This window comes from Propionivibrio soli (assembly GCF_025770765.1).
GTDB lineage: Bacteria > Pseudomonadota > Gammaproteobacteria > Burkholderiales > Rhodocyclaceae > Propionivibrio > Propionivibrio soli.
Genome location: NZ_JANZKY010000005.1, coordinates 270,384 through 293,476 on the forward strand (window position 1 = coordinate 270,384; position 23,093 = coordinate 293,476).

At 60.1% G+C, this 23,093-nt stretch carries 19 protein-coding genes; 13 read left to right on the forward strand and 6 right to left on the reverse strand.

The features are described from left to right. Positions 1-118 precede the first annotated feature (118 nt). Positions 119-1,612, forward strand: a complete 1,494-nt coding sequence (locus NZ453_RS07765) for an FGGY-family carbohydrate kinase (protein ID WP_263769917.1) — start codon at positions 119-121, stop codon at positions 1,610-1,612. Then, the gene (locus tag NZ453_RS07770; protein WP_263769919.1) at positions 1,609-2,421 is read left to right on the forward strand and encodes a DeoR/GlpR family DNA-binding transcription regulator; all 813 of its coding nucleotides are present in this window, start codon (positions 1,609-1,611) and stop codon (positions 2,419-2,421) included. Before NZ453_RS07765 ends, NZ453_RS07770 begins: the two co-directional genes overlap by 4 nt. A 71-nt stretch (positions 2,422-2,492) precedes the next feature. Here NZ453_RS07770 and NZ453_RS07775 read toward each other — a convergent pair whose 3' ends face one another. After that, complete coding sequence (locus NZ453_RS07775) at positions 2,493-3,188, reverse strand: L-ribulose-5-phosphate 4-epimerase (protein WP_275983102.1); 696 nt, start codon at positions 3,186-3,188, stop codon at positions 2,493-2,495. Further along, on the reverse strand, positions 3,188-4,042 hold the full coding sequence (locus NZ453_RS07780; RefSeq protein WP_263769920.1) for an L-ribulose-5-phosphate 3-epimerase: 855 nt from the start codon (positions 4,040-4,042) through the stop codon (positions 3,188-3,190). Before NZ453_RS07780 ends, NZ453_RS07775 begins: the two co-directional genes overlap by 1 nt. A 281-nt stretch (positions 4,043-4,323) precedes the next feature. Here NZ453_RS07780 and NZ453_RS07785 point away from each other — a divergent pair, with 281 nt between their 5' ends. The 11 genes from NZ453_RS07785 (at position 4,324) to NZ453_RS07835 (ending at position 19,394) form a co-directional block, all read left to right on the forward strand. Continuing rightward, entirely contained in the window at positions 4,324-5,262 is a 939-nt protein-coding gene (locus NZ453_RS07785; protein WP_263769921.1) for a sugar ABC transporter substrate-binding protein, read from the forward strand. A gap of 72 nt (positions 5,263-5,334) precedes the next feature. Further along, positions 5,335-6,342 carry an ABC transporter permease gene (locus NZ453_RS07790; RefSeq protein WP_263769922.1) on the forward strand — a complete coding sequence of 336 codons (1,008 nt, stop codon included), beginning with the start codon at positions 5,335-5,337 and terminating at the stop codon, positions 6,340-6,342. Then, positions 6,339-7,874 carry a sugar ABC transporter ATP-binding protein gene (locus tag NZ453_RS07795; RefSeq protein WP_263769924.1) on the forward strand — a complete coding sequence of 512 codons (1,536 nt, stop codon included), beginning with the start codon at positions 6,339-6,341 and terminating at the stop codon, positions 7,872-7,874. Before NZ453_RS07790 ends, NZ453_RS07795 begins: the two co-directional genes overlap by 4 nt. After that, positions 7,871-8,869 (forward strand): ABC transporter permease, encoded by a 999-nt coding sequence (locus tag NZ453_RS07800; protein WP_263769925.1) that lies wholly within the window; start codon positions 7,871-7,873, stop codon positions 8,867-8,869. Before NZ453_RS07795 ends, NZ453_RS07800 begins: the two co-directional genes overlap by 4 nt. A 595-nt stretch (positions 8,870-9,464) precedes the next feature. Then, positions 9,465-10,016: a tetratricopeptide repeat protein gene (locus NZ453_RS07805; RefSeq protein ID WP_263769926.1), complete on the forward strand. Its 552-nt coding sequence runs from the start codon at positions 9,465-9,467 to the stop codon at positions 10,014-10,016. Between the two features lie 182 nt (positions 10,017-10,198). Beyond that, complete coding sequence (locus NZ453_RS07810; RefSeq protein ID WP_263769927.1) at positions 10,199-11,380, forward strand: iron-containing alcohol dehydrogenase; 1,182 nt, start codon at positions 10,199-10,201, stop codon at positions 11,378-11,380. 102 nt (positions 11,381-11,482) lie between these two features. Further along, entirely contained in the window at positions 11,483-12,283 is an 801-nt protein-coding gene (locus tag NZ453_RS07815; protein WP_263769928.1) for a sulfite exporter TauE/SafE family protein, read from the forward strand. 230 nt (positions 12,284-12,513) lie between these two features. After that, the gene (gene scpA, locus NZ453_RS07820) at positions 12,514-14,679 is read left to right on the forward strand and encodes a methylmalonyl-CoA mutase (protein WP_263769929.1); all 2,166 of its coding nucleotides are present in this window, start codon (positions 12,514-12,516) and stop codon (positions 14,677-14,679) included. A gap of 16 nt (positions 14,680-14,695) precedes the next feature. Beyond that, a complete protein-coding gene (gene meaB, locus NZ453_RS07825; RefSeq protein WP_263769930.1) occupies positions 14,696-15,709 on the forward strand; it encodes a methylmalonyl Co-A mutase-associated GTPase MeaB in 1,014 nt (337 codons plus the stop codon). Positions 15,710-15,783: 74 nt separating this feature from the next. Next, positions 15,784-17,316, forward strand: a complete 1,533-nt coding sequence (locus tag NZ453_RS07830) for an acyl-CoA carboxylase subunit beta (RefSeq protein ID WP_263769932.1) — start codon at positions 15,784-15,786, stop codon at positions 17,314-17,316. An 89-nt stretch (positions 17,317-17,405) separates the two neighbouring features. Beyond that, the gene (locus NZ453_RS07835) at positions 17,406-19,394 is read left to right on the forward strand and encodes an acetyl-CoA carboxylase biotin carboxylase subunit (protein WP_263769933.1); all 1,989 of its coding nucleotides are present in this window, start codon (positions 17,406-17,408) and stop codon (positions 19,392-19,394) included. 72 nt (positions 19,395-19,466) lie between these two features. Here NZ453_RS07835 and NZ453_RS07840 read toward each other — a convergent pair whose 3' ends face one another. The 4 genes from NZ453_RS07840 to NZ453_RS07855 all read right to left on the reverse strand — a co-directional run. Continuing rightward, positions 19,467-20,594 carry a sodium ion-translocating decarboxylase subunit beta gene (locus tag NZ453_RS07840; protein ID WP_263769934.1) on the reverse strand — a complete coding sequence of 376 codons (1,128 nt, stop codon included), beginning with the start codon at positions 20,592-20,594 and terminating at the stop codon, positions 19,467-19,469. 3 nt (positions 20,595-20,597) lie between these two features. Further along, the gene (locus tag NZ453_RS07845) at positions 20,598-21,104 is read right to left on the reverse strand and encodes an acyl-CoA carboxylase biotin carboxyl carrier protein subunit (protein WP_263769935.1); all 507 of its coding nucleotides are present in this window, start codon (positions 21,102-21,104) and stop codon (positions 20,598-20,600) included. Then, positions 21,101-21,505: an OadG family protein gene (locus NZ453_RS07850; protein ID WP_263769936.1), complete on the reverse strand. Its 405-nt coding sequence runs from the start codon at positions 21,503-21,505 to the stop codon at positions 21,101-21,103. The genes NZ453_RS07845 and NZ453_RS07850 overlap by 4 nt, the downstream gene beginning before the upstream one ends. A 58-nt stretch (positions 21,506-21,563) precedes the next feature. Beyond that, the coding region (locus NZ453_RS07855) for an acyl-CoA carboxylase subunit beta (protein WP_420851616.1) at positions 21,564-23,093 on the reverse strand (1,530 nt) is incomplete at its 5' end.

The window sequence follows — 23,093 nt, forward strand, 5'->3', positions numbered from 1 at the left end:
TAAAAACAAGAAGCCAATAACGATCATATCGATCGTTTGTGTGACTTAGAACGGATTTTTCCGCTGGCGCGGAATCGGGAAAGGTCGTCGATAAGGACCTGCCCGGGAAACGAGGCTCATGGAAGGTATTGTTTCGATCGATGTGGGCACGACCAGCATGCGCGCCGCGTTGCATGCACCCGACGGCAAGATCGTTCGGATAGAGCAAAAGGACAACGCTCCCCAACATTTCAACGATGGGAGGGTGGAGCAGGACGCCGGCGCGTGGTCTAGCCTGCTCGTCGAACTCTTGAGCTCGATCAGCCGTTTCGCGAAAAGCGCGGGCATTGCCCCCGTTTGCCTTTCTCTAACGGCACAACGCTCATCGCTGATTCCGATTGACCGGAACGGGACGCCGCTACACCCGGCGATCATGTGGCAGGACCGGCGGACAGCCTCGCTCGCCGGGGAGATGGCGGAGCACAACGCGATCGTGTATCGAAAAACGGGATTGCAGATTTCGCCCGTCTTCTCTGCCTTGAAGATGAGATGGCTGCGGCGAGAACGCCCCGACCTGTGGACGCGCGCCGCGCGCCTCATCGGCATCCAGGATTGGATCGTGTTTCTCCTGTCCGGCAAACTGGTCACCGATCAGACGTTCGGCGGCCGCACGAATTTACTCGACCTGGCAACGCGCAGTTGGGACGACGAGTTGCTCGGCATTTTCGAGGTTCCCCGCGAGAAACTTTGCGATCTCGTACCACCCGGGTCGATCGTCGGCACATTGCAATCCTCGATCGCGGCCACCGTGGGCCTCCCATCCGGCTTGCCGATCGTCAGCGCGGGCGGTGATCAACAGTGCGCCGCGCTCGGACTCGGACTGTTCTCCGGTAAGCGCGCCGTAACGAATACGGGTACCGGTTCATACCTGATCGGGCATTCCGGCCACCCCGTGTTCGACGATCGCATGCGCGTATCGTGCAACGTTTCCGCCATTCCCGGAGCCTACATTGTGGAAGCGGCCGTGCTTACATCGGGCAGCATTTACCGGTGGTTCTCCGAAACCTGCCACGGAGGCGAGGGCTTTGCCATGTTGAACAAGGAAGCCGCTCAGTCGCCCCCGGGAGCCAGCGACCTGATTCTTCTCCCGCACTTCAAGGGCAGCGGGACACCGTATTGGGATCCAGGGGCAAAAGGGACGTTCTTCAATCTCTCGCTGGAAACTACGCGCGGCGACATGGCTCGGGCGATCCTCGAGGGCATCGCCGTCGAAATGAAAGGCAGCCTCGAACTCGTGGAGAACCTCTGCGGTCGGGTGGAGTCCGTCAGCGTATCGGGGGGCCTGACGCGCTCCGACCTATTCAATCAGATTCAAAGCGATGTTCTGGAACGCGACGTTGTCCGCTTCAGCGACAACGAGGCGACATCTCGGGGCGCCTGGATGGCCGCCGCCGTGGCCTGCGGCGCGCACGGCAGTTACCCGGACGCTTTCGCGGCAGCTACTCGGGAAGGTTCTTCGGTATCATATCGACCCGATCCCGCCTTAGCGCCTCTGTATGAACGCCAGCGCCGACGCGCGCAGGCTCTCTATGAAGCGCTTGCCACACCTGACTTGCGGGAGAGGATGAAGTGACGACACCCCATATCGAACCCGCTGCCAGCCCGAAAATGATCATCACGAACTATCGGCACAAGAAGATTCTGGAGATGCTGTATCAACGGCAATCGGTCTCGGCCGATGAGCTGTCGAACGAATTCGGCGTCTCGAAAATCACGATACGCCGCGACCTCGACACGCTCGCCAATAACAAACTCCTCGAGCGTACGCGTGGCGGTGCCGTGCTCGCCTCGGGGCTTCGCCTGGAAGAATTCTTCGAAGAGAAAGACAGCGTCGCCAAACGCGAGAAGCTGCTTATCGGCCGTTACGTGGCCGACCTGATCGCGGAAAACGACACGGTATTTGTCAACGCCGGGTCGACTACGCTCGAAGTCATACGTCATCTGAATGGCAAGAAGGTGCGTCTCGTCTCCAACAATGCGGCCTGCCTCGGACTCGATCTTGACCCTAAGACGGAGCTCATTCTGTTAGGCGGCGAGTATCGCAGCCAATCCAAGTCCCTCGTGGGCGATCTCACCATCGCCGGCCTGCACAGCATTTTCTCGAGCATCACCGTGCTAGGGATCAATGGCGTCAGCATCAAGAAGGGTTGCACTTCCGCCGTCCACCAAGAGACGGGCGTCAACAAGGCGATGATCGAAAACTCGAGCGGCAAAGTGATCGTGGTCGCCGATCACTCGAAGATGAACTGTGTTTCGAGTTTTCTCACCTGCCCGCTCGCCCGTATCGACATGATCGTCACCGACTGGGGGACGCCGGCTGCATTCTGCGCCGAGCTCGAAGAAGCGGGGGTCGCCGTCGTTCGCGTTCAGGACGAGGACTAGGAACGAGGGAGCGAGACAAGAGTCAGGTGGTTGGGTACAACCGCCGACCCACCCGCCCTCTTGCCGAAGAACTACTTCTGCCCGTAGTAAGCGCTAGGCCCGTGTTTGCGGAAGAAGTGTTTTTCCAGCAAATGCTGCGGCATCGCGGGTAAAGCGCCATCCATCTGCAACGTAAGCATTGCCATGCGGGCGACGAGTTCCAAGACAGCGGCGTTATGCACGGCGTCTTCCGCGCTTGCCCCCCAGGCGAACGGCCCGTGGTTGGCGACCAGGACGGCCGGCATGTCGACTGCGCTGAGTTTCCCGGCACGGAACCGCTCGATGATTGCCAGCCCCGTCTCCACTTCGTAATCGCCGGACGTCTGCTGCTGTGACAGGACCGGTGTGCAGGGAATCTCGCCGAAGAAATAGTCGGCGTGCGTTGTCCCGAGGGCAGGAATTCCTTTGCCTGCTTGGGCCCAAACCGTCGCCCATGTGGAGTGGGTATGCACTACGCCGCCGATTCCCTGGAAATCGCGGTACAAGACCACGTGGGTTGGCAAATCGGACGACGGGCGCAAATCGCCCTCGATCACGCGGCCGCCTGCATCGACCACGACCATATCGGAAACCTTCATCTTCTCGTACGGCACGCCGCTGGGCTTGATGACAATCGCCCCGGTTTCCTGATCTTTCCCACTGACGTTGCCCCAGGTGAAATCCACCAACCCCAGGCGCGGCAACTCGAGATTGGCCCCAAGGACTTCTTCCTTCAATTGTTCCAGCATTACTCGTATCCTCCTTGTTTGAGCCGCTCGCCGACCCAGCATCTCGCCGCAGCAATCTCACGTAACGGGTCTGCAGCCTTCTCGGTCCACATCTCCACCAGGAACGGCCCCGCATAATGCAGGTCGTGCAGGGTTTTGAAGCAGGTGACGAAGTCCACCGTTCCCTCGCCAAATGGAATGTCGCGGAACGCGCCGGGAAACCCCGGCGTAACGGGTAACGTTTCCTTTACGTGCACGCCGACGATGTGTTCGATGCCGCGCCGCAACTCATCCGGCACATCGTTCCCCCAAGCCGTCAGGTTGCCAAGATCCGGGTAGACGAAGAACCAAGGAGACGGAAGGCGCTCCTTGAGCCGCAAATACTTGCTAATCGAGTTCTGGAACGTCGTGTCCATGATCTCAAGAGCGAGTGTCACTTGGTACCGCGCCGCGACTTCCAACGCCCGTGCCATGCCCTCGTAATAATGCTCGCGCGAGGCGGCCGTCGTAGGTTCGTAGTACACGTCATACCCTGCGAGTTGGATGACGCGAATTCCGGTGTCGCTCGCAAAGCGGATCGCCTTCTCCATGAAAGCGGCCGCCTGGGAGCGCACCTCCGGGTCCGCGCTGCCGAAAGGAATTTTTCGGTGCCCCGACAAGCACATGCTCGGCACAGGGATTCCGCTCTCTCGCGACGCGCGGAAGAACGCCAACCGCTCGGCCACGCTCCAGTCGAGACGCGACATGCGTTCCGCCGTTTCGTCGACCGATATCTCGACAAAATCGTATCCGGCGTCGCGCGCAGCAGCGAAACGCTCCCCCCAAGACATTTGTCTCGGCAGCGCTTTCTCATAGATGCCGACTAGGTTTTCCATGCCCCCTCCGACTCCACCCCTTACAAAGACGAGCGCATTCTACCTCAATAAGCACATTATGATCGCTATTTGGCGATTAAACGACCACATTTTTTCTTATCACCGATCAACACGAATTTTTCTCCAATCACATGCTAGCGTTTAACTTGTTGATTTTCATAATATATAGCCCTTACAAATTCAGCTTGCCAAAGCTGACATTTTGAATATAGAATGGTTCCGTAACGTTCATATTGATCGTTTCGCCACACGCAGCATAACCAAATCTCTAGGAGGGGACGATGGCAACGAAAAAGTGGATCGCAACCGCATTAGCCGTATGCGGACTGGCTTGCGGCGTAGCTCAAGCACAGACGATGAAGATCGGGTACTTGCCGAGCACGGTCGGTCAGGCGCTGACCCAGGCATGGAAGACCGGGATTGAAAACACCCTGAAGGGACAGAACGTCAGCTTCCAGGCGCTCGACGCGCAAATGAAGGCCGAAATCCAGGTGACGATGATGGACGACTTCATCAACCAGGGTTACAACGCCATCATCCTGCAGCCGATCGACGCCGCCGCTCTCACGGCAAGTGTCAAAAAGGCCGAGGGCAAAGGGATTCCCGTCATCACGCTGAATACGGACACCAAGCTCCCGCACGCCGCCTGCGTGACGATGGACGATGAAGGCGCGGGCTACCTGGTCGGAGAGCAGATCGGCAAGGCGCTGAGCGGCAAAGGTAACGTCGCCATCATCCAATCGCCTCCGGGAGCTCAAGCCGGCGTAGAACGCGAAAAAGGGTTCCGCGCCGCCATGGCGAAGCTCTTCCCGGAGATCAAGATCGTTGGGGCGCAGAATGGCCAGTGGAACAAGGACAAGGCGATCGAGATCATGAACAGCTTCCTGCAGGTCAACAAGGACCTCGATGCTGTGTTCGCGGTTAACGACAACATGGCCGAAGGTGCAATGATCGCCGCCGAATCCGCCGGCCGCCTGAACAAGGTGAAGATCTGGGGATTCAATGGACAGAAGAGCACATTGACGCTGATCGAACAAGGCAAGATCACCGGCACCGCCTACACCAACGCCTACAACCAGGGCGCGACGGCGGCGAAGTACGCACTCGACATGCTTTCCGGAGCGAAGAAGAAGGGCGACAAGACGGAAATCGTCACGGTCCCGCCTTTCGCGGCGACCAAAGACACCGTCGCGCAAATCAAGCCGGAAGAACGCTGGTAAGCCTCTGACGCGGCGGCGGGGCCACGCTCTGCCGCCTGCCACATCACGAGAAACAAGTTCGGAGGTCGCATTGTGTCGGTCAGTGCTATACGACGCTTAATTCTGACCGGGCTGCTTGTTGCCATCGGCATCGCCCTGTCGTTCGCCAACCCCACCTTCCTGTCGCTGGATAACCTGATGACGCTGCTTCAGGACGCGTCGCTGACGGGTATCGTGGCGATCGGTTTCACCCTGATTCTGATCACCGCCGGGATCGACATGTCGATTGGCGCCGTCATCGCTATCACGTCGATGATCTGCGTCAACTTCATCTCCTACACGCAGCTGCCGGCCTACGTTTACATACCAGTGGCCTTGGCTTTCGGCTGTGCCATCGGCTGGGTTAACGGGTTCTTCATCACGCATTTCAAGCTTCCGGAATTCATCGTCACCCTGGCAACCCGCGGCATCTTGGCCGGGCTTGCGCTCATCGTCGCGGTGAAAGACGACCAGGGATTCGTGAAGAACGTCTTCATCGAGGACGAACTCTTCCTCTCACTCGGAGAAACGATCGGCCCGGTCTATATCGTCACCATCGTATTCGTACTGCTCGCCGCGGCAACTCAGTTCTTCCTGAAGCGGACCCGCGCCGGCACCAACGTGTATGCGACAGGCGCGAACCCGACGGCGGCCCGCCTTTCGGGCATCAACACGGATCGAACCTTGATTGGCGTCTATATGTTCTCGGGCTTCTGCGCGGCACTGGCCTCGATCTTCTTGGCGGCGCGGATGATGACCGCCATGCCGGAGTTCGGTATTGGCTCGGAAATGGACGTCATCGCTTCGGTGGTCATTGGCGGTACGCCATTTACCGGCGGTATCGGCGACATTTGGGGAACGGTCATCGGCACGCTGTTCCTTGCGCTCGTCAAGAACGGCATCCTCAAGCTGGGCCTGTCGCCCTATATTCAGCCGATCGTCATTGGCGGCATCATTATCGTCGTGGTCGTCGTCGACGTTTGGTACAAGGCGTTCGCGGAGAAGAAGGCAGCGCAAGCGGCACGGAGAAAGGCGATGCAAGGCAAGGAGGCGGGAGCATGAGCACCAACGGCAAAAGCGAACTGCTGCTCGAATGCCGAGGCATCGACAAGAACTACAACGGTCCGCAGGTTCTGAGCGGTGTCGATTTCTTCCTGCGGCGTGGCGAAATCCACGCCCTCGTCGGGGAGAATGGCGCCGGCAAGTCAACACTGATCAAAATCATCACCGGCATCACGAACCGTAACGCCGGGACGATTGCATTCGACGGATACGACGTCCCTCTCGAACACAGCAAGAGCGCTTCAGAGAAACTCGGCATCGCCGTCATCTACCAGGAACTCAGCCTGATTCATGGCATGACGGTCGCACAGAATATCTTTCTGACCAAAGAGCCTTTGCTACCAGGACTGCCGATCATCGACATCAAGAAGATGAATCAGATGGCACAAGCGATGATCGAAAAATACGGCTTCGATCTCAAGGCCACCGACGTCATCGACCGGCTTCCGATCGCACAGCGGCAGACCGTCGAGATCCTCAAGGCGCTATCGAACAAGGCGTCCCTGATGATCATGGACGAACCGACGAGTTCGCTCACCGCCACCGAAAGCGAGCGATTGTTCGGCATCATTCGCATGCTCAAGGCCGAAGGCATCACCGTCGTCTATATCTCGCATCGGATGGAAGAGGTTTACGACCTCTCCGACCGCGTGACCGTGCTGCGCGACGGCAAGCTCGTCTCGGTGCTTGAAGGCGACGAAATCAGCCCAGCCGAGATCATTCGCCTGATGATCGGTCGTGAACTCACAGCCGACGAGTCGCACCACCAGATGGTGGACAAAAGCGCCGGCGAAGTGGTCCTCGAAGTCAACCAGCTCAGCTCCGAAGGCAAGCTCAAGGACATCTCGTTCAAACTGCACAAAGGCGAGGTTCTCGGCTTTGGCGGCCTCGTGGGTTCGGGCAGAACCGAACTGATGCGCGCAATCTATGGAATCGATCCGTATGATAGCGGGACGATCAAGTACCAGGGCAAACCCTATGCACCGACCGTCGAAAAATCGATCGCCAGCGGCTTCGGTTTTGTACCGGAGGAAAGGCGCCTGCAAGGAATCATGGGAGCCATCTCGATTACCGGCAACATCGGCATTCCCAACCTCGACTCAATCTCCAATGGTGCGGGGTTCGTCAGCGACAGCAAGGAACTCGAGTTGTCGAACAAAGCGATCACCTTGCTCAACGTCAAACCGGCCAATCCCGACGTTCTTGTAGGCAACTTGTCGGGAGGTAACCAGCAAAAGGTGGTCGTCGGCAAATGGCTGATCCGTAACCTCAAGCTTCTGATTGTCGACGAACCCACAGTCGGTATCGATATCGGAGCCAAGGAAGAGATGTACCAGACGATCGAACGACTCTCACAAGAAGGTGTTGCCGTCATCGTGATCTCGTCCGACCTTCCCGAACTGACGCGCCTCTCCGACCGGATCATCGTTCTGCGCAAGGGTCGGATCATCAAGGAATTCACCCAAGGCGTGGTCACCGAGGAACAGGTGTTGCGTGCTGCCTCGGGTATCGTCGAAGGGGGTGTCCAATGAAAAGCCTGCTCGGTTCCAGGAAGCTTCCGCAAGAGTTCCGCCTGTTCGGAATCCTCCTCTTGCTGATGCTGTTCCTGTCGCTTATTTCCAACCGTTTCCTCACGGTGGACAACCTGACCAACGTTCTCTGGTCCGTCTGTTTGATCGGGATCATGTCGGCTGGCTTCATCTACTCGCCCATTACCGGTGGCATCGACCTGTCGGTGGGCTCGATGGCGGCGCTGGCCGGAATCGTGGCCAACGTGCTGATGAACACCTATGGCATGAACTGGATTGTCGCCTTGCTCTTGACGCTGGCTTTCGGGATTCTCATCGGCTGGATCAACGGAATCGTTACGACCAAATTCATGGTCCCGGCGTTCATCGTCACCATGGCGGCGAAGACCTATCTTTTCGGTCTCGCCATGTTGATCTCAAACGGCGACCAGATCACGATCATGGAACCCAAACCGTTTTTGGCCATCGGCGTAGGGAAGTTCCTTGGCATACCGATCCCGATCTACATCATGGCGCTGTTGGCTGTGGTCAGCCACATCCTTCTCCGGCACACGGTATTCGGCCGGCAGTCGATTGCGGTGGGCGCCAATGAAGTGGCAGCCAAGCTGTCCGGAGTGAATCCTGATCGCACGAGAATCTACGCTTACGTCATTTCCTCGCTCACCGCGACGATCGCCGGCATCGTGATGGCTTCGCTCACCCAGCAGGCCTACGCCATGAACGCCTCGGGTTACGAGCTGGATGTCATTACAGCCGTCGTCGTCGGCGGTACGAGCCTTATGGGCGGCAGTGGGTCCGTCGCCGGGGCCCTGATCGGTGCAATCATGGTCGGCTTCATCAATAACGGCCTGAACCTGCTCGACATGCCGTCCGCTTTCCACCCGATCGCTACCGGCATCGTCATCCTGCTCGCGCTGATCATGAACCAGGGGGTCAGCCCGCTTACAGTATTCCGAAAGTGGTTTTCCCGGGGAACCGCCGTCGGTACGGCAAAGTAGCGAAATTCCACGGCTGAAGGCCGTTCCAAGAAGAGCTTTCCATTACCGCTTTCGAAATCCCGGGGTTTCCCGGGATTTTTTTCGTCCGACGTCGAGGAACCCTAAACAGGCGGGTACTTAGAGTGCGTACGTGGAACCAAAACGGCCTGTCTCGGGTCGCTAGCAGTCAATGAGCCAACCGGTACTGCGCCGCCGACGTTTGCGCGAAGTCCCAGGGCCCCGGGCGAAATGCCGCCCAGGATCAGGCGATAAGCACGAGCAATAATTCAATTAGAATAGTTGGTTGTTTCCGGGCACTCCCGGACTACCATTTATGATGTGCTGGCCGGACGCCATCGAATCGAGGTGATGCAACGTTATGTCTCGCCCCTCCGCCGTGATATGCCCACGCTGCCAGAGTCCGGAATGTCGTGATTCCCGGTGGCTTTCCGCGACAGAAAAAAACAATCACCCTGAGAGCGCGCCGTACAGGTGCCTCAAGTGCTCGCACCGTTTCATTGCGGCCAAACCTGCGCCTGCGGCTAAAAACCCGGCGACTGCGTACGCACCGGCGGCGTTCGTTGCGGTCGTCGTCTTCGCAGCGCTTTTGTGGCTGTTGCCCGACAGTAGCGAGTCGCCGCTGGATGGCTCTCCCACGGTCGCGTCTCTTGACCCGGAAGTCAGGAAATCTGCGGAGGCCGGTGACCCCGAAGCCCAGTTCCGACTGGGAGAAGCGCTCCTTCTCGACCCGGCGCACACGCCGGAGAATTCAAAAGATGCCGTGCGTTGGCTGAAAACAGCAGCGGAAAACGGACATACCGAGGCCATGATCTACCTTGGGCGACTCTCGCGGACCGGCGTCGGCGTCCTGCAGGATTTCGATCTTTCTGCCAAATGGATACGAACCGCGGCGCGGCGTGGCCACCCGGAAGGTATGCTCGAGTTGGGGCGCCTCTATCGAGATGGGATCGGGGTCGATAAAGACCTGATTCTTGCCTACGCGTGGTTCAACCGCGCGTCAGCCGCTCGCAATATTGACGCGGTTCGCGAGCGCGAAGCCATTGCCCGTGTTTTGACCGTGGACGAACTTCGCAAGGCTCAAAACCTTTCCGCCACAGACCATGCGAGTGGCGAGAAGGAAACGGTAAAGACGTCGACCGCCCACTGAAGCCCCGACAACGAGCACTAGCCAAGAGCCAATCCGGCCCCAACCCTCCGCGAGACAAGCAGGTTCCGACGGCAAGCAATCGCTACAATGTCCTAAACCAAGACATCGGGCGACGAGCGAACTTCGTCGTACAACGATTTGTTTCGCCCTGCCGGCCCGGTCGCAGCCAATCGAGAAACGCCATGGAAACCATCGAGCCGTTTGTATTCGCCCGCATGCCGGAAATTCATTTCGGGCCGGGAAAAATCAGACAACTGCCGAACCTGATTGCGCAAAAAGGGCGCAAGGTTCTGCTGGTTACCGGGGCAAAGTCCTTTTTGCGCTCGCCACATTACGACCAACTGACGTCGTCGCTGGCTGAAAATGGGGTCGCCATCGACCATGTGTCGGTGTCCGGCGAACCTTCTCCCCGCTTCGTTGACGATACCGTGGCGCGGCTTCGCGGCACGGTAGACTGCGTGGCCGCGATTGGCGGCGGCAGTGTCGTCGACGCTGGTAAAGCGATCTCCGCAATGCTGCTGCAGGAAGGCTCGGTTACCGCCTTTCTCGAAGGCATGGAAACGCGCAAGCACGACGGCCGCAAGGTACCCTTCATCGCCGTACCCACATCGTCCGGAACGGGCGCCGAATCGACCAAGAATGCCGTGCTGAGCGACATCGGACCCGACGGTTACAAGTCATCTTTACGGCACGACGCTTTCGTTCCCGACATTGCGCTTGTCGACCCCGAACTCATTCTGACTTGTCCGCCGGACGTGACCGCCGCCTGCGGCCTCGACGCCCTGACGCAATTGATTGAAGCCTACGTCTCCACGAAAGCGTCGCCCATCACTGATGCGTTGGCAGAGAGCGGCTTGATCCGGGCCGCGTCAGGTTTCCTGGCCGCATTCGAACAGGGTGCCACAAACCGTGAGGCACGTAGCGACATGGCTTATGCCGCGTTGATCTCAGGCGCCGTACTGGCCAACGCGGGCCTCGGCGTCGTTCACGGCTTTGCCGGACCGATCGGAGGCTTCCATGAGATTCCGCATGGCGTCGTCTGCGGCACACTGGTCGGCGCCGCGACGCGAGCGGTCGTCGACGCGTTGATCAGCGATACCGGCAGATACCACGCTGCGCTGCACAAATACGCGAGAGCAGGCGCATTGCTCACCGGTCGGACCACCGGGGACGTCGTCGGCGACAGCAGATTGCTTGTGGAAACGCTCGAGACATGGATCGAGAGGACGCGCATTCCGAGGCTGGGGCAATTCGGCGTGCGCGAAACGGATCTGGACAAAATCCTCGACAAGTCGAACAACAAGAACGCACCGGTACAATTGTCACGCGAACAGATGACCGGGGTATTGCGGTCCCGGCTTTAGGCAAAACAATTCTAGCGACGCCGACCCGGCTCTCGGTCGGCGTCAGGCAACAAAGAAATCCCGCGACAGCAAAACAAGACAAAAAGCACATTGGGAGGCACCGTGGATTGGTGGCTGGCTTACATCGCCCTGGGACTCTTCACCGGCTTTTCTGCCGGAATGCTGGGAATCGGCGGTGGACTCGTCATGGTGCCGATGCTCGCCATGTTGTTCTCGGCGCAGGAAGCCTTTCCGCGCGCCGAAGTCCTTCATATGGCGCTCGGTACCTCGATGGCGACGATCCTTTTCACCTCATTCTCGAGCCTGCGCGCCCACCATCGGCACGGCGCGGTTCTGTGGCGCGTGGTCGGTCAGATCACCCCCGGCATCCTGGTCGGAACGGGTATCGGAACGCTGTTCGCGGCCCACGTGCCGGCCCGCCCGCTGGCGGTTTTCTTCACCGTTTTCGTCTGCCTCGTAGCGACGCAAATGATCCTGAACCTGAAGCCAAAACCGTCGCGCGAACTCCCGGGGGCAGCAGGCGTGTTCTCGGTCGGCTTGGGCATCGGCACCGTCTCGGCATTGGCCGCTATCGGAGGAGGCGCTTTCACCGTCCCTTTTCTGACGTGGTGCAACGTCAAAGTGCAGAACGCCATCGGCACTTCGGCAGCGGTCGGTTTTCCGATCGCACTCGGCGGTTCGCTCGGTTACGTTTTCAACGGCTGGGACCACGCCGCGCTGCCTGCATGGAGTCTGGGCTTCGTGTATGTACCCGCGCTCATCTGGATGGTGGTGCCCAGTATGCTCGCCGCTCCATTCGGCGCCATGCTCACGCATCGCCTGCCCGTGGCGACGCTCAAACGCGTTTTTGCGGGGCTTCTCATCGCGCTTGCCGTCCGCATGTTATGGAAGCTTTTCTCGTGAACCTGAAGGGGGCAGGAACCGCTCCGTAGTCCTTGATTTGTAACGGGAGAATCGCCGGAAACGCCCGCTTTTCCTTGCTTCGGGCCAATCGATAAAGTACCATCGCGTATTCAAGGCGCCGTTGCAGCGTACATCCGCACAATGTCCGCGCAACCCTTGCAGTCGGTTTCCGATTCACGGTTATCCGGCCAAGGCCGCCCCCAAGTTTTTACTTCCTGAAAGGTCATACCATGTCTAGCGAGAGCAAGCCGGTATTTCCAGATTCCAAGAATCTGGATCTCTGGAAAAAAGCGGCTACCAAGTCCGCCCCGAACGGTGACGTTGAAGCCCTGAACTGGGTCACCTCCGAAGGCATCGTCGTCAAGCCGCTCTACACGAAGAGCGACGTCGAGAACCTGCCCTACGCCGATACGCTGCCGGGTCAAGCTCCCTATATCCGCGGCCCACAGGCGACGATGTACGCCGTGCGTCCGTGGACCATCCGCCAATACGCCGGGTTCTCGACGGCCGAAGAATCCAACGCCTTCTACCGCAAGGCGCTCGCCGCCGGGGGCCAGGGCGTTTCCGTCGCCTTCGACCTGGCGACCCACCGCGGCTACGACTCCGATAATCCTCGCGTCGTCGGCGACGTCGGCAAGGCCGGCGTGGCGATCGACTCCGTCGAGGACATGAAGATCCTCTTCAGCGGCATCCCGCTGGAAAAGGTTTCCGTTTCGATGACGATGAACGGCGCCGTTTTGCCGGTTCTGGCCGGTTACATCGTCGCCGCGGAAGAGCAAGGCGTTCCGCAGGACAAGCTGTCCGGCACCATCCAGAACGACATCCTCAAAGAGTTCATGGTGCGTAACACCTACATCTATCCGCCGAAGCCGTCGATGAAGATCATCGCCGACATCTTCGGATATACCGCCAAGAACATGCCGAAGTTCAACTCGATCTCGATCTCCGGCTACCACATCTCCGAAGCGGGAGCCAACCAGGCAATCGAACTCGCTTTCACGCTCGCTGACGGTAAGGAATACGTACGCACCGGTATCGAATCGGGCCTCGACGTCGACGACTTCGCCGGTCGCCTGTCGTTCTTCTGGGCCGTCGGCATGAACTTCTATCTCGAAATCGCGAAGATGCGCGCTGGCCGCATGCTGTGGCACCGCATCATGAGCGAATTCGGCGCCAAGAGCCCGAAGTCGATGATGCTGCGTACGCACAGTCAGACGTCCGGCTGGTCGCTGACCGAGCAGGATCCGTACAACAACGTAATCCGCACGACGATCGAAGCCATGGCTGCCGTCTTCGGTGGCACGCAGTCGCTGCACACCAACGCCCTCGACGAAGCGATCGCCTTGCCGACCGAATTCTCTGCGCGCATCGCCCGCAACACGCAGATCGTCATCCAGGAAGAAACGAAGATCTGTAACGTCGTCGATCCGTGGGCCGGTTCATACATGATGGAGAAGCTGACCCAGGATATGGCCGACAAGGCGTGGGCCATCATCCAGGAAATCGACAAGATGGGCGGCATGGTGAAGGCCGTCGAGTCGGGCTGGGCCAAGATGGAAGTCGAGAAGTGCGCGGCCGAAACGCAGGCGCAGATCGACTCCGGCAAGAAGGTCATCGTCGGCGTCAACAAGTACAAGCTGGCGAAGGAAGCCCCGATCGAGATTCTCGAGGTCGACAACCACGCCGTCCGCGAATCGCAAATCACGCGCCTGAAGCAAATCCGCGCCACGCGCGACAGCGCCGCCGTCCAGGCCGCCCTCGCCGCCCTCACCAAGTGTGCCGAAACGGGCGAAGGCAACCTGCTCGACCTTACGGTCAAAGCGATGCGCCTGCGCGCCACGGTCGGTGAAGTTTCCGATGCGCTGGAAAAGGTCTTCGGCCGTTTCCGCGCCAACAACCAGACTATCTCGGGTGTTTACGGAGGCGTCGTGCAAGGTCAAGAAACCTGGGAATCGATCAAGTCGGACATCGACAAGTTCGCCGCGGAGCACGGACGTCGTCCGCGCATCATGATCGCCAAGCTCGGCCAGGACGGTCACGACCGGGGCGCCAAGGTCGTGGCTACGGCCTATGCCGACCTCGGCTTTGACATCGACGTCGGCCCGCTCTTCCAAACACCGGAAGAAGCGGCTCGTCAGGCGATCGAAAACGACGTGCACGCCGTCGGCTGTTCGTCGCTTGCGGCCGGCCACAAGACGCTCGTTCCGCAATTGATTGAATCGTTGAAGGCCCAAGGTGCCAACGACATCATCGTCTTCGCCGGCGGCGTCATCCCGGCCCAGGACTACGATGCGCTGTTCGCCGCCGGCGCCAAGGCAGTCTTCGGCCCGGGCACCCGTATCGAGGACTCAGCACGTAAGGTGTTGGAAGAAATCAAGAAGGCCGCCAAGGCCTGAGCAGGAGAGAGTGAAGATGGAGGCAAGCGCAACGCCCGAACCCGTGCTTGACGCCGCCGACCGGCATCTGGTCGACGGCGTGCTGACGAAACAACGGCGCGCGCTCGCCAAAACGATCACTCTCATCGAATCAACCCGTGCGGATCATCAGCAACGCGCGCAGAAGGTCCTCGCCGCGTTGCTGCCGCATACCGGAAAAGCGATTCGTGTCGGTATCTCGGGCGTACCGGGTGCCGGCAAATCGACGTTCATCGAAGCTCTTGGTAACTGGGTCATCGACCAGGGCCACCGTTTGGCCGTCCTGGCCGTCGATCCCTCATCCTCGGTTTCCGGGGGTTCCATTTTGGGCGACAAGACCCGAATGGAATCGCTGTGTCAGCGCGAGGAAGCATTCATCCGTCCCAGCCCCTCCGCGGGATCTCTGGGCGGCGTAGCAGAAAAGACTCGCGAAGCGATCCTGGCCTGCGAAGCGGCAGGGTTTGATGTGGTCATCGTAGAGACGGTCGGCGTTGGTCAATCCGAAACGACGGTCGCAGGGATGGTCGACGTCTTCGTCCTGCTGCAATTGCCCAACGCAGGCGACGATTTGCAGGCGATCAAGAAGGGCATCGTCGAGATTGCGGACATTATCGTCTTCAACAAGGCGGACATCGACGAACGCGCGGCCGAGTTTGCGCGCGTGCAGATGCGGACCGCCCTCACCATGCTGCGTACGGCAAGCAAGAACTGGCGCCCGCCCGTGTTGAAAGTAAGCGCGCTGGCGAAGAGCGGCATCCCCGAATTCTGGGCCGAAATCGAACGCTACCGGAAAACCATGACCGACAGCGGCGAGTTCTCCGAAAAGCGCCGGCGGCAAGCCGTTGCCTGGATGTGGAGCCTCATCGATTCGGGCCTGCGGCATTACTTCCGAGAACATCCGGAAGTCCATTCTTCCTTGCCGAGGCTCACGCGCGACGTCGCGGAAGGTCGCGCCACTCCCGGAGCGGCCGCATACCGCCTGCTCGACTGCCTGAAGCACCAGGTTTCATAACCTTTATCCCCGCCGATTGAACTGCCCGCGCTTTGGGCAGTCTCATCCCTCCCGAAAAACCGGAGGGAGAATTCATGCACGACATCATCGAGCAGCTTGCGGAAAAACGTAAGGCGGCGTGCCTCGGCGGTGGCCAGAAGCGCATCGACAGTCAGCATGCCAAAGGAAAGCTCACGGCCCGCGAGCGTATCGAGCTACTTCTCGATACAGGTTCCTTTGAAGAATGGGACATGTTCAAGGAGCACCGATGCACGGATTTCGGCATGGAAGCAGAGTCGGTTCCTGGTGACGGCGTAGTCACGGGTTATGGAACGATCAACGGTCGGCTGATCTTCGTTTTCTCGCAGGACTTCACTGTCCTTGGCGGCTCGCTTTCCGAAACCCACGCCGAAAAGATCTGCAAGCTCATGGATCACGCCATGAAGGTGGGCGCACCGGTCATCGGATTGAATGACTCCGGTGGCGCCCGCATTCAGGAAGGGGTAGCGTCGCTCGGCGGTTACGCTGACGTTTTTCAGCGCAACGTCCTCGCCTCGGGCGTCATCCCGCAGATCTCGCTCATCATGGGACCATGTGCTGGAGGGGCAGTCTATAGCCCGGCCATCACCGACTTCATCTTCATGGTCAAGGATTCGTCGTATATGTTCGTGACCGGGCCGGAAGTGGTACGCACTGTCACGCACGAAGAAGTCACCCCGGAAGAACTGGGCGGTGCGATCACGCATACGACAAAATCGGGCGTCGCCGATCTGGCCTTCGAAAACGACGTCGAAGCCCTACTTATGATCCGTCGGCTAGTTGGGTTCATTCCAGCGAACAACCGGGAAAAACCGCCGACGTGGCCGGGGCAGGACCCGGCTGACCGGATCGAGTTCTCTCTAGACACGCTGGTCCCGAACAACCCCAACAAGCCGTACGACATCAAAGAACTCATACTGAAGACTGTGGACGACGGCGACTTCTTCGAGTTGCAACCGGACTATGCGCAGAATATCGTCATCGGTTTCGGCCGTCTCGATGGCTCCCCGGTCGGTTTTGTCGCCAACCAGCCGCTCGTCATGGCCGGCTGTCTGGACATCAGAAGTTCGACCAAGGCGGCCCGATTTGTCCGCTTTTGCGACGCGTTCAACATTCCAATCGTCACCTTCGTCGATGTACCGGGGTTCATGCCCGGTACGGCGCAGGAGTACGGCGGCATCATCAAGCACGGCGCAAAACTCCTTTATGCCTATGCCGAATGCACCGTTCCGAAAGTGACCATCATCACGCGCAAGGCTTATGGCGGAGCCTACGACGTCATGGCGTCGAAACACTTGCGTGGCGACGTCAACTTTGCGTGGCCTTCGGCGGAAATCGCGGTCATGGGGCCAAAGGGCGCCGTCGAGATCATTTTCCGAGAAGACAAGGGCGACCCGGTCAAGATTGCACAACGCGAGGCCGAGTACCGAGCGCGATTCGCCAACCCCTTCGTCGCCGGCGCCCGTGGCTTCATCGACGACGTCATCATGCCGCACGAAACGCGCAAACGTATTTGCCGCTCTCTCGCCATGCTTCGCCATAAGCAGCTAACAAATCCGTGGCGCAAGCACGGCAATATCCCGCTCTAGTCGACCAATAATACTGGGAAGCGCACACAAGGCCCTGGCCGCATACGCTCGATAGATGTAGAAGCGCTCCCCTCCGCGAGGGTACCTCCATGTTCAAGAAAATCCTGATTGCCAACCGTGGCGAAATTGCGTGCCGCGTGATCAAGACAGCACGCCGTATGGGCATTGCAACCGTTGCCGTTTATTCGGAAGCAGACAACGACGCACTTCATGTCCTCAGCGCCGACGAAGCTGTGTGCATCGGTCCGGCGCCTGCAAAGGACTCGTATCTCGTAATTGACAAGATCATCGCGGCCTGTAAGCAGACAGGCGCTGAAGCTGTTCACCCCGGCTACGGATTTCTTTCCGAAAATGCGGAATTCTCGCGCCTCCTTGAAGAGAACGGGATCGTCTTCATCGGGCCGAAACACCGCTCCGTTGCTGCGATGGGCGACAAGATCCAGTCGAAAAAGCTTGCGACCGAAGCCGGTGTGAATACGATCCCGGGATACAACGATCCGATCAAGGACGCGCAGCATGCGATCAAGGTCGCCGGCTCGATCGGTTATCCCGTCATGATCAAGGCAACCGCCGGCGGTGGTGGTAAAGGCCTGCGTGTCGCGCGCAACGAAGCAGAAGTTGCCGAAGGCTTCGAATCGTGCCGCAACGAGGCGCGGACGAGCTTCGGCGACGATCGGGTATTCATCGAGAAGTACATCGAAGGCCCACACCATATCGAGATCCAGGTGATCGCGGACGCGCACGGCAACACGCTTTACCTCCTCGAGCGCGAGTGTTCGATCCAGCGCAGACACCAGAAGGTGGTCGAAGAGGCGCCGTCGCCGTTCATCGACGAATCGATTCGCGCCGCCATGGGTGCTCAGGCTGTCGCCCTCGCCAAGGCAGTCCGGTACGAAAGTGCCGGAACGGTCGAGTTTGTCGTTGGTGCCGACAAGTCCTTCTACTTCCTGGAGATGAACACCCGCTTGCAAGTCGAGCACCCGGTTACCGAAATGATTACTGGGCTCGACATCGTTGAACTGATGATCCGGGTAGCCGCGGGCGAGCAATTGCCTCTGACGCAGGCGGACATCAAGCCGTTGGGTTGGGCCATTGAGTGCCGAATAAACGCCGAGGACCCGTTCCGCGGTTTTCTACCCTCAACCGGGCGCCTGATCCGTTTTCAACCTCCCGAAGTAATCGAAGGCCATGTGCGGGTAGATACGGGGGTATACGAAGGCGGCGAGATCTCCATGTACTACGATTCGATGATCGCCAAACTCATTTGCCACGGAGAAAACCGAACGCAAGCCGTGGTCCGCATGCGAGATGCTCTTAATGCCTTCTTCGTTCGCGGCGTAAGCTCGAATCTTCCGTTCCTCGCGGCCATCATGCAGCATCCACGGTTTGTGTCCGGAATCTTCACGACAGGCTTCATTGCCGAAGAGTATCCGCAGGGTTTCCTGGCCGCTGACGTTCCTTACGATGAACCGGCCCGCTTGGCGGCAGTCGCAGCGTTTGCCCGCCGCCGTTATATCGATCGTGCCGTTCGTATCAGCGGCCAAATGATCGGCCACCCACGACAGGTCGGCGAGGGTTTCGTAGTGTTCATGGAAGGTCGGAACTATCCCATGAAGCTCGAAGCCATTCCCGGCGGCTATGCGATTAAGTGGGAAGGCAAGCGCTACGAGATTGTTTCGGATTGGCAGTTCCGCGAACTCCTGCTACGCGGCACATGCAACGGCGAGCCGATCTGCGTTCAGGTGGAACGTTCCGGCCTCGAATACCGGATGAGCCACTTCGGCAAGCAGGTGAAGGCGATTGTCATGTCGGCAAAGGCCGACCGACTATTAGCGCTGATGCCGGTCAAGACACCGCCGGATCTCTCGAAATACCTGATGTCGCCGATGCCTGGAATGTTGCGCGAAGTGGCTGTGCATGCCGGACAGAGCGTGCGCGCCGGACAACGGCTCGCAGTCATCGAGGCGATGAAGATGGAAAACGTCCTCAAGGCCGAGAAGGATGCAACAGTAAGGAAGATTGTGACGTCGGCCGGAGAGAGCTTGGCGGTCGATCAGGTCATTTTGGAATTCGAATAACCCAGGCCGACGAGCAAAAAAAACCTCGCGGCAAGCGCGAGGTTTTTTTCGACAGCAATCGCTTCCGAGGAATTACCCGCCGGCGCCCATGAGGGCGAGGACGACGCCGCCGGCGACGACGCTGGCGACTTGGCCGGCGGCGTTGGCACCCATGGCGTGCATGAGCAGGAAGTTTTCGAAGTCTTCTTCCTGGGCCACGCGCTGCACCACGCGCGCGGCCATCGGGAAGGCGCTGATGCCCGCCGCGCCGATGATCGGGTTGATCTTGCCGCCCGAGAGCCAGTTGAGGATCTTCGCGAAGAAGACGCCGGCACAGCCGTCCAGCGCAAACGCCAGGAGCCCGAGCACGAGGATGAAGAGCGTGCTCGGCTTCAGGAAGTCAGCGCCGACCATCGTGGAGCCGATCGCGAGCCCGAGGAACAACGTCACGGTGTTGGCGATCTCCGCCGCGGAGGCCTTGGTCAGCCGTTCGACCGCGCCCGATTCCTTCATCAGGTTGCCGAGCATGAGCATGCCGATCAGCGGTGTGGCAAACGGCACCAGGGTGCCGACCAGCACGGTGACGATGATCGGGAACAGGATGCGCGTACGCCGGCTGATCTTGCGCGAGCTGTAGGGCATGCGGATCAGGCGTTCTTCCTTGGTCGTCATCAGGTGGATGACGGGCGGCAGGATGATCGGCACCAGCGACATGTAGCTGTAGGCGGCCACGGTGATGGGCCCGAGCATGTGCGGGGCGAGGATGCCGCTCACGTAGATCGAGGTCGGGCCGTCGATGGCGCCGATGATGCCGATCGAGGCGGCTTCGTTGGGTGTGAAGCCGAGCAGGAGGGCCAGGATCAGGGTGAGGAAGATGCCGAACTGGCCGGCCGCACCGAGCAGGACGAGCCGCGGGTTCTCCAACAGCGGGCCGAAGTCCGTGAGGGCGCCGATGCCGATGAAGATGAGCAGCGGGAACATCTCGTTGCCGACCCCCATGTGGTAGAGGGCGACGAGCATGCCTTCTTCGCCGATCAGCGGGGACAGCGGCAGGTTCGCGAGCAGACACCCGGCGCCGATGGGCAGGAGCAGCAGCGGCTCGTAGTCCTTGACGATCGCCAGGTAGAGCAGGACGAACGAGACGCCGATCATGACCAGCGACTGCCAGGTGACGTTGTTGACGCCCTTGAGCAGGAGGCCGATCGTTTCTTGATCGATCATCGCTTACTCCTCCTTGTATTTGAGGAGGGCGGTTCCGTGATCAACGGCCTGCCCGGCGTCCACGTACACTTCGGCGATCGTGCCGGCACGCGAGGCGCCGATGATGTTGTGCATCTTCATGGCGTCGAGAACGGCAACTTGCTGGCCGCGTTCGACGGTGTCGCCGGGTTTGACGTTGACTTCAATGATGGTGCCGGGCATCGGGGCGCTTTGCGTGCCCTTGCCGCCTCCGCCCGCGGGTTTGCGGGCCGACGCGGCGGCCGGGGCCGAGGCCGCCGGGGCGGCAGCCGGTTTGGCGGCGGCTTCCTTGCGTGCCGGGGCGGCGGCGCGGACGCTGCCGCCGGACTTGATGTCCGGGGTGATAATGGCTTCGCCGAGGCTTTCGTCGGCGGAGAGGTTTACTTCGTAGGATTCTCCACCCACGACGACCGAGAATTGGTCGGCGGCAAGTTCCTGGACGTCGACCACGAATTCCCGGTCGCCGATGTTCATCGTATAGCGTCGCATCATCTTCCTTTCGGCTGCCAATTGTTGTTCTGCCGCGTCCGTCCGGCCGCGACCCAGCGGCTGGCAAAGAGTTGGCTACCCGGCCAGTAGCTGCGCATCATCGGCGCGGCCTGGCGCCGGAGGACCCGGCGGTGTTGCATGGTGGCGACCAGGATGGCCGCCACGAGGTCGGCGCGCATGCCGTTGACGGTCGCCGGTTCGGGGATTTGCGCCCCGACGGCACCGTCGGCCACGGCGGCGATCTGTTCGGCCGCCTGCGTGGCTTCGAGCGCGGTCACCGGTTCGGCTTCTTCCTGGTCGAGTTTCAGGATCAGGTTCAGGATCGCCCACAGTACGGCCAGTAGGGCAAAGACGAGCCCCATGCCGAGGACGGTCATTTGTAAGCCCCAGCCCAAGTTTTCCATCGTTTCCTCGCGTTAGTGTGTTCGTTCGTCGGTTCGGTCTGTCAGGCGCCGGCCGGCGTCACACGGGGCTGAGGCCGTGTTTCTTGGACGGGTTCTGCTGGACCTTGGTACGCAGGATCTCGAGGGCGCGCGCGAGCCGCGGACGCGATTCGCGCGGTTCGATGACTTCGTCGATCTGCCCGACGTCGGCGGCCCGGTAGGGGTTGAAGAATTGCTCGCGGTATTCGGCGAGGAGTTCTTGTTCGCGGGCCTTGGGATCGGCGGCTTTCTTGATCTCTTCGCGGAAGAGGATGTTGACCGCGCCTTCGGCGCCCATGACGGCGATCTGGCCGGTGGGCCAGGCGAAGGTGATGTCGGTGCGCATCTGCCGCGAGCTCATGGCGACGTAGGCACCGCCCATGGCCTTGCGGGTGACGATGGAGATCTTCGGCACCGTGGCTTCGCAGTAGGCGTAGATGATCTTGGCGCCGTGACGGATGACGCCACCGTATTCTTGACCGGTGCCGGGCAGGAAGCCGGGGCAGTCGATGAAGGTGACGATGGGGACGTTGAAGGCGTCGCACAGGCGGATGAAGCGGGCGATCTTGTCGGAGGCGTCGATGTTGAGGGCGCCGGACATGTAGCACGGTTGGTTGGCGATGACGCCGACGGAGTAGCCGTCCATGCGCGCGAAGCCGATGACGGCGTTGGCGGCGTATTCGGGTTGGACTTCGAGGAAGCTGTCCTGGTCGAAGATGGCGGTGATGGCGTCACGAATGTCGTACGGGGTGTTCTCGCCGTCGGGGATGAGTTCGTTGAGCGCTTCGTCCATGCGGTTGATCGGGTCGTCGCAGGCGATCTGCGGCGGTTCTTCGCTGTTGTTCTGCGGCAGGTAGCTGAGCAGGGCCTTGATGAGGGCCAGGCCGTTTTCTTCGGTGTCGGCCGCGAGGTGGGCGACGCCGCTCTTGCCGGTATGCACTTCGGCACCGCCGAGTTCTTCGACGGTCACTTGTTCGCCGGTCACCGCCTTGATGACTTCGGGGCCGGTGAGGAACATGTAGCCTTGCCCGGCCATGATGATGAAGTCGGTGAGCGCGGGGGAGTACACGGCGCCGCCGGCGCAGGGGCCGAGGATGAGGGAGATCTGGGGAACGACGCCGGAGGCGAGGACGTTGCGCACGAAGACTTCGCCGTAGGCGGCGAGGCTACGTACGCCTTCCTGAATACGAGCGCCACCGGAGTCACCGAGACCGATGACGGGAATGCCGGCTTCGAGGGCCATGTCCTGAATGCGGCAGATCTTTTGCGATTGGACTTCGGAGAAGGAGCCGCCCATGACGGTGAAGTCCTGGGCAAAGACGGCGACCCGCCGCCCGGAGATCTTGCCAAACCCGGTGACGACGCCGTCTCCCGGGAAACGCTGCTTGTCGAGCCCAAACGCGGTCAGGTCGTGCGTGGCCAAGGCCCCAAACTCTTGAAACGAGCCTTCGTCCAGCAACAGCGCCAGCCGCTCCCGCGCGGTCAACTTGCCCCGCTCGTGCTGCTGATCGATCCGCTTCTGCCCTCCCCCCAACACCGCACGCTCACGTAACTCACGCAAGACCCCCAA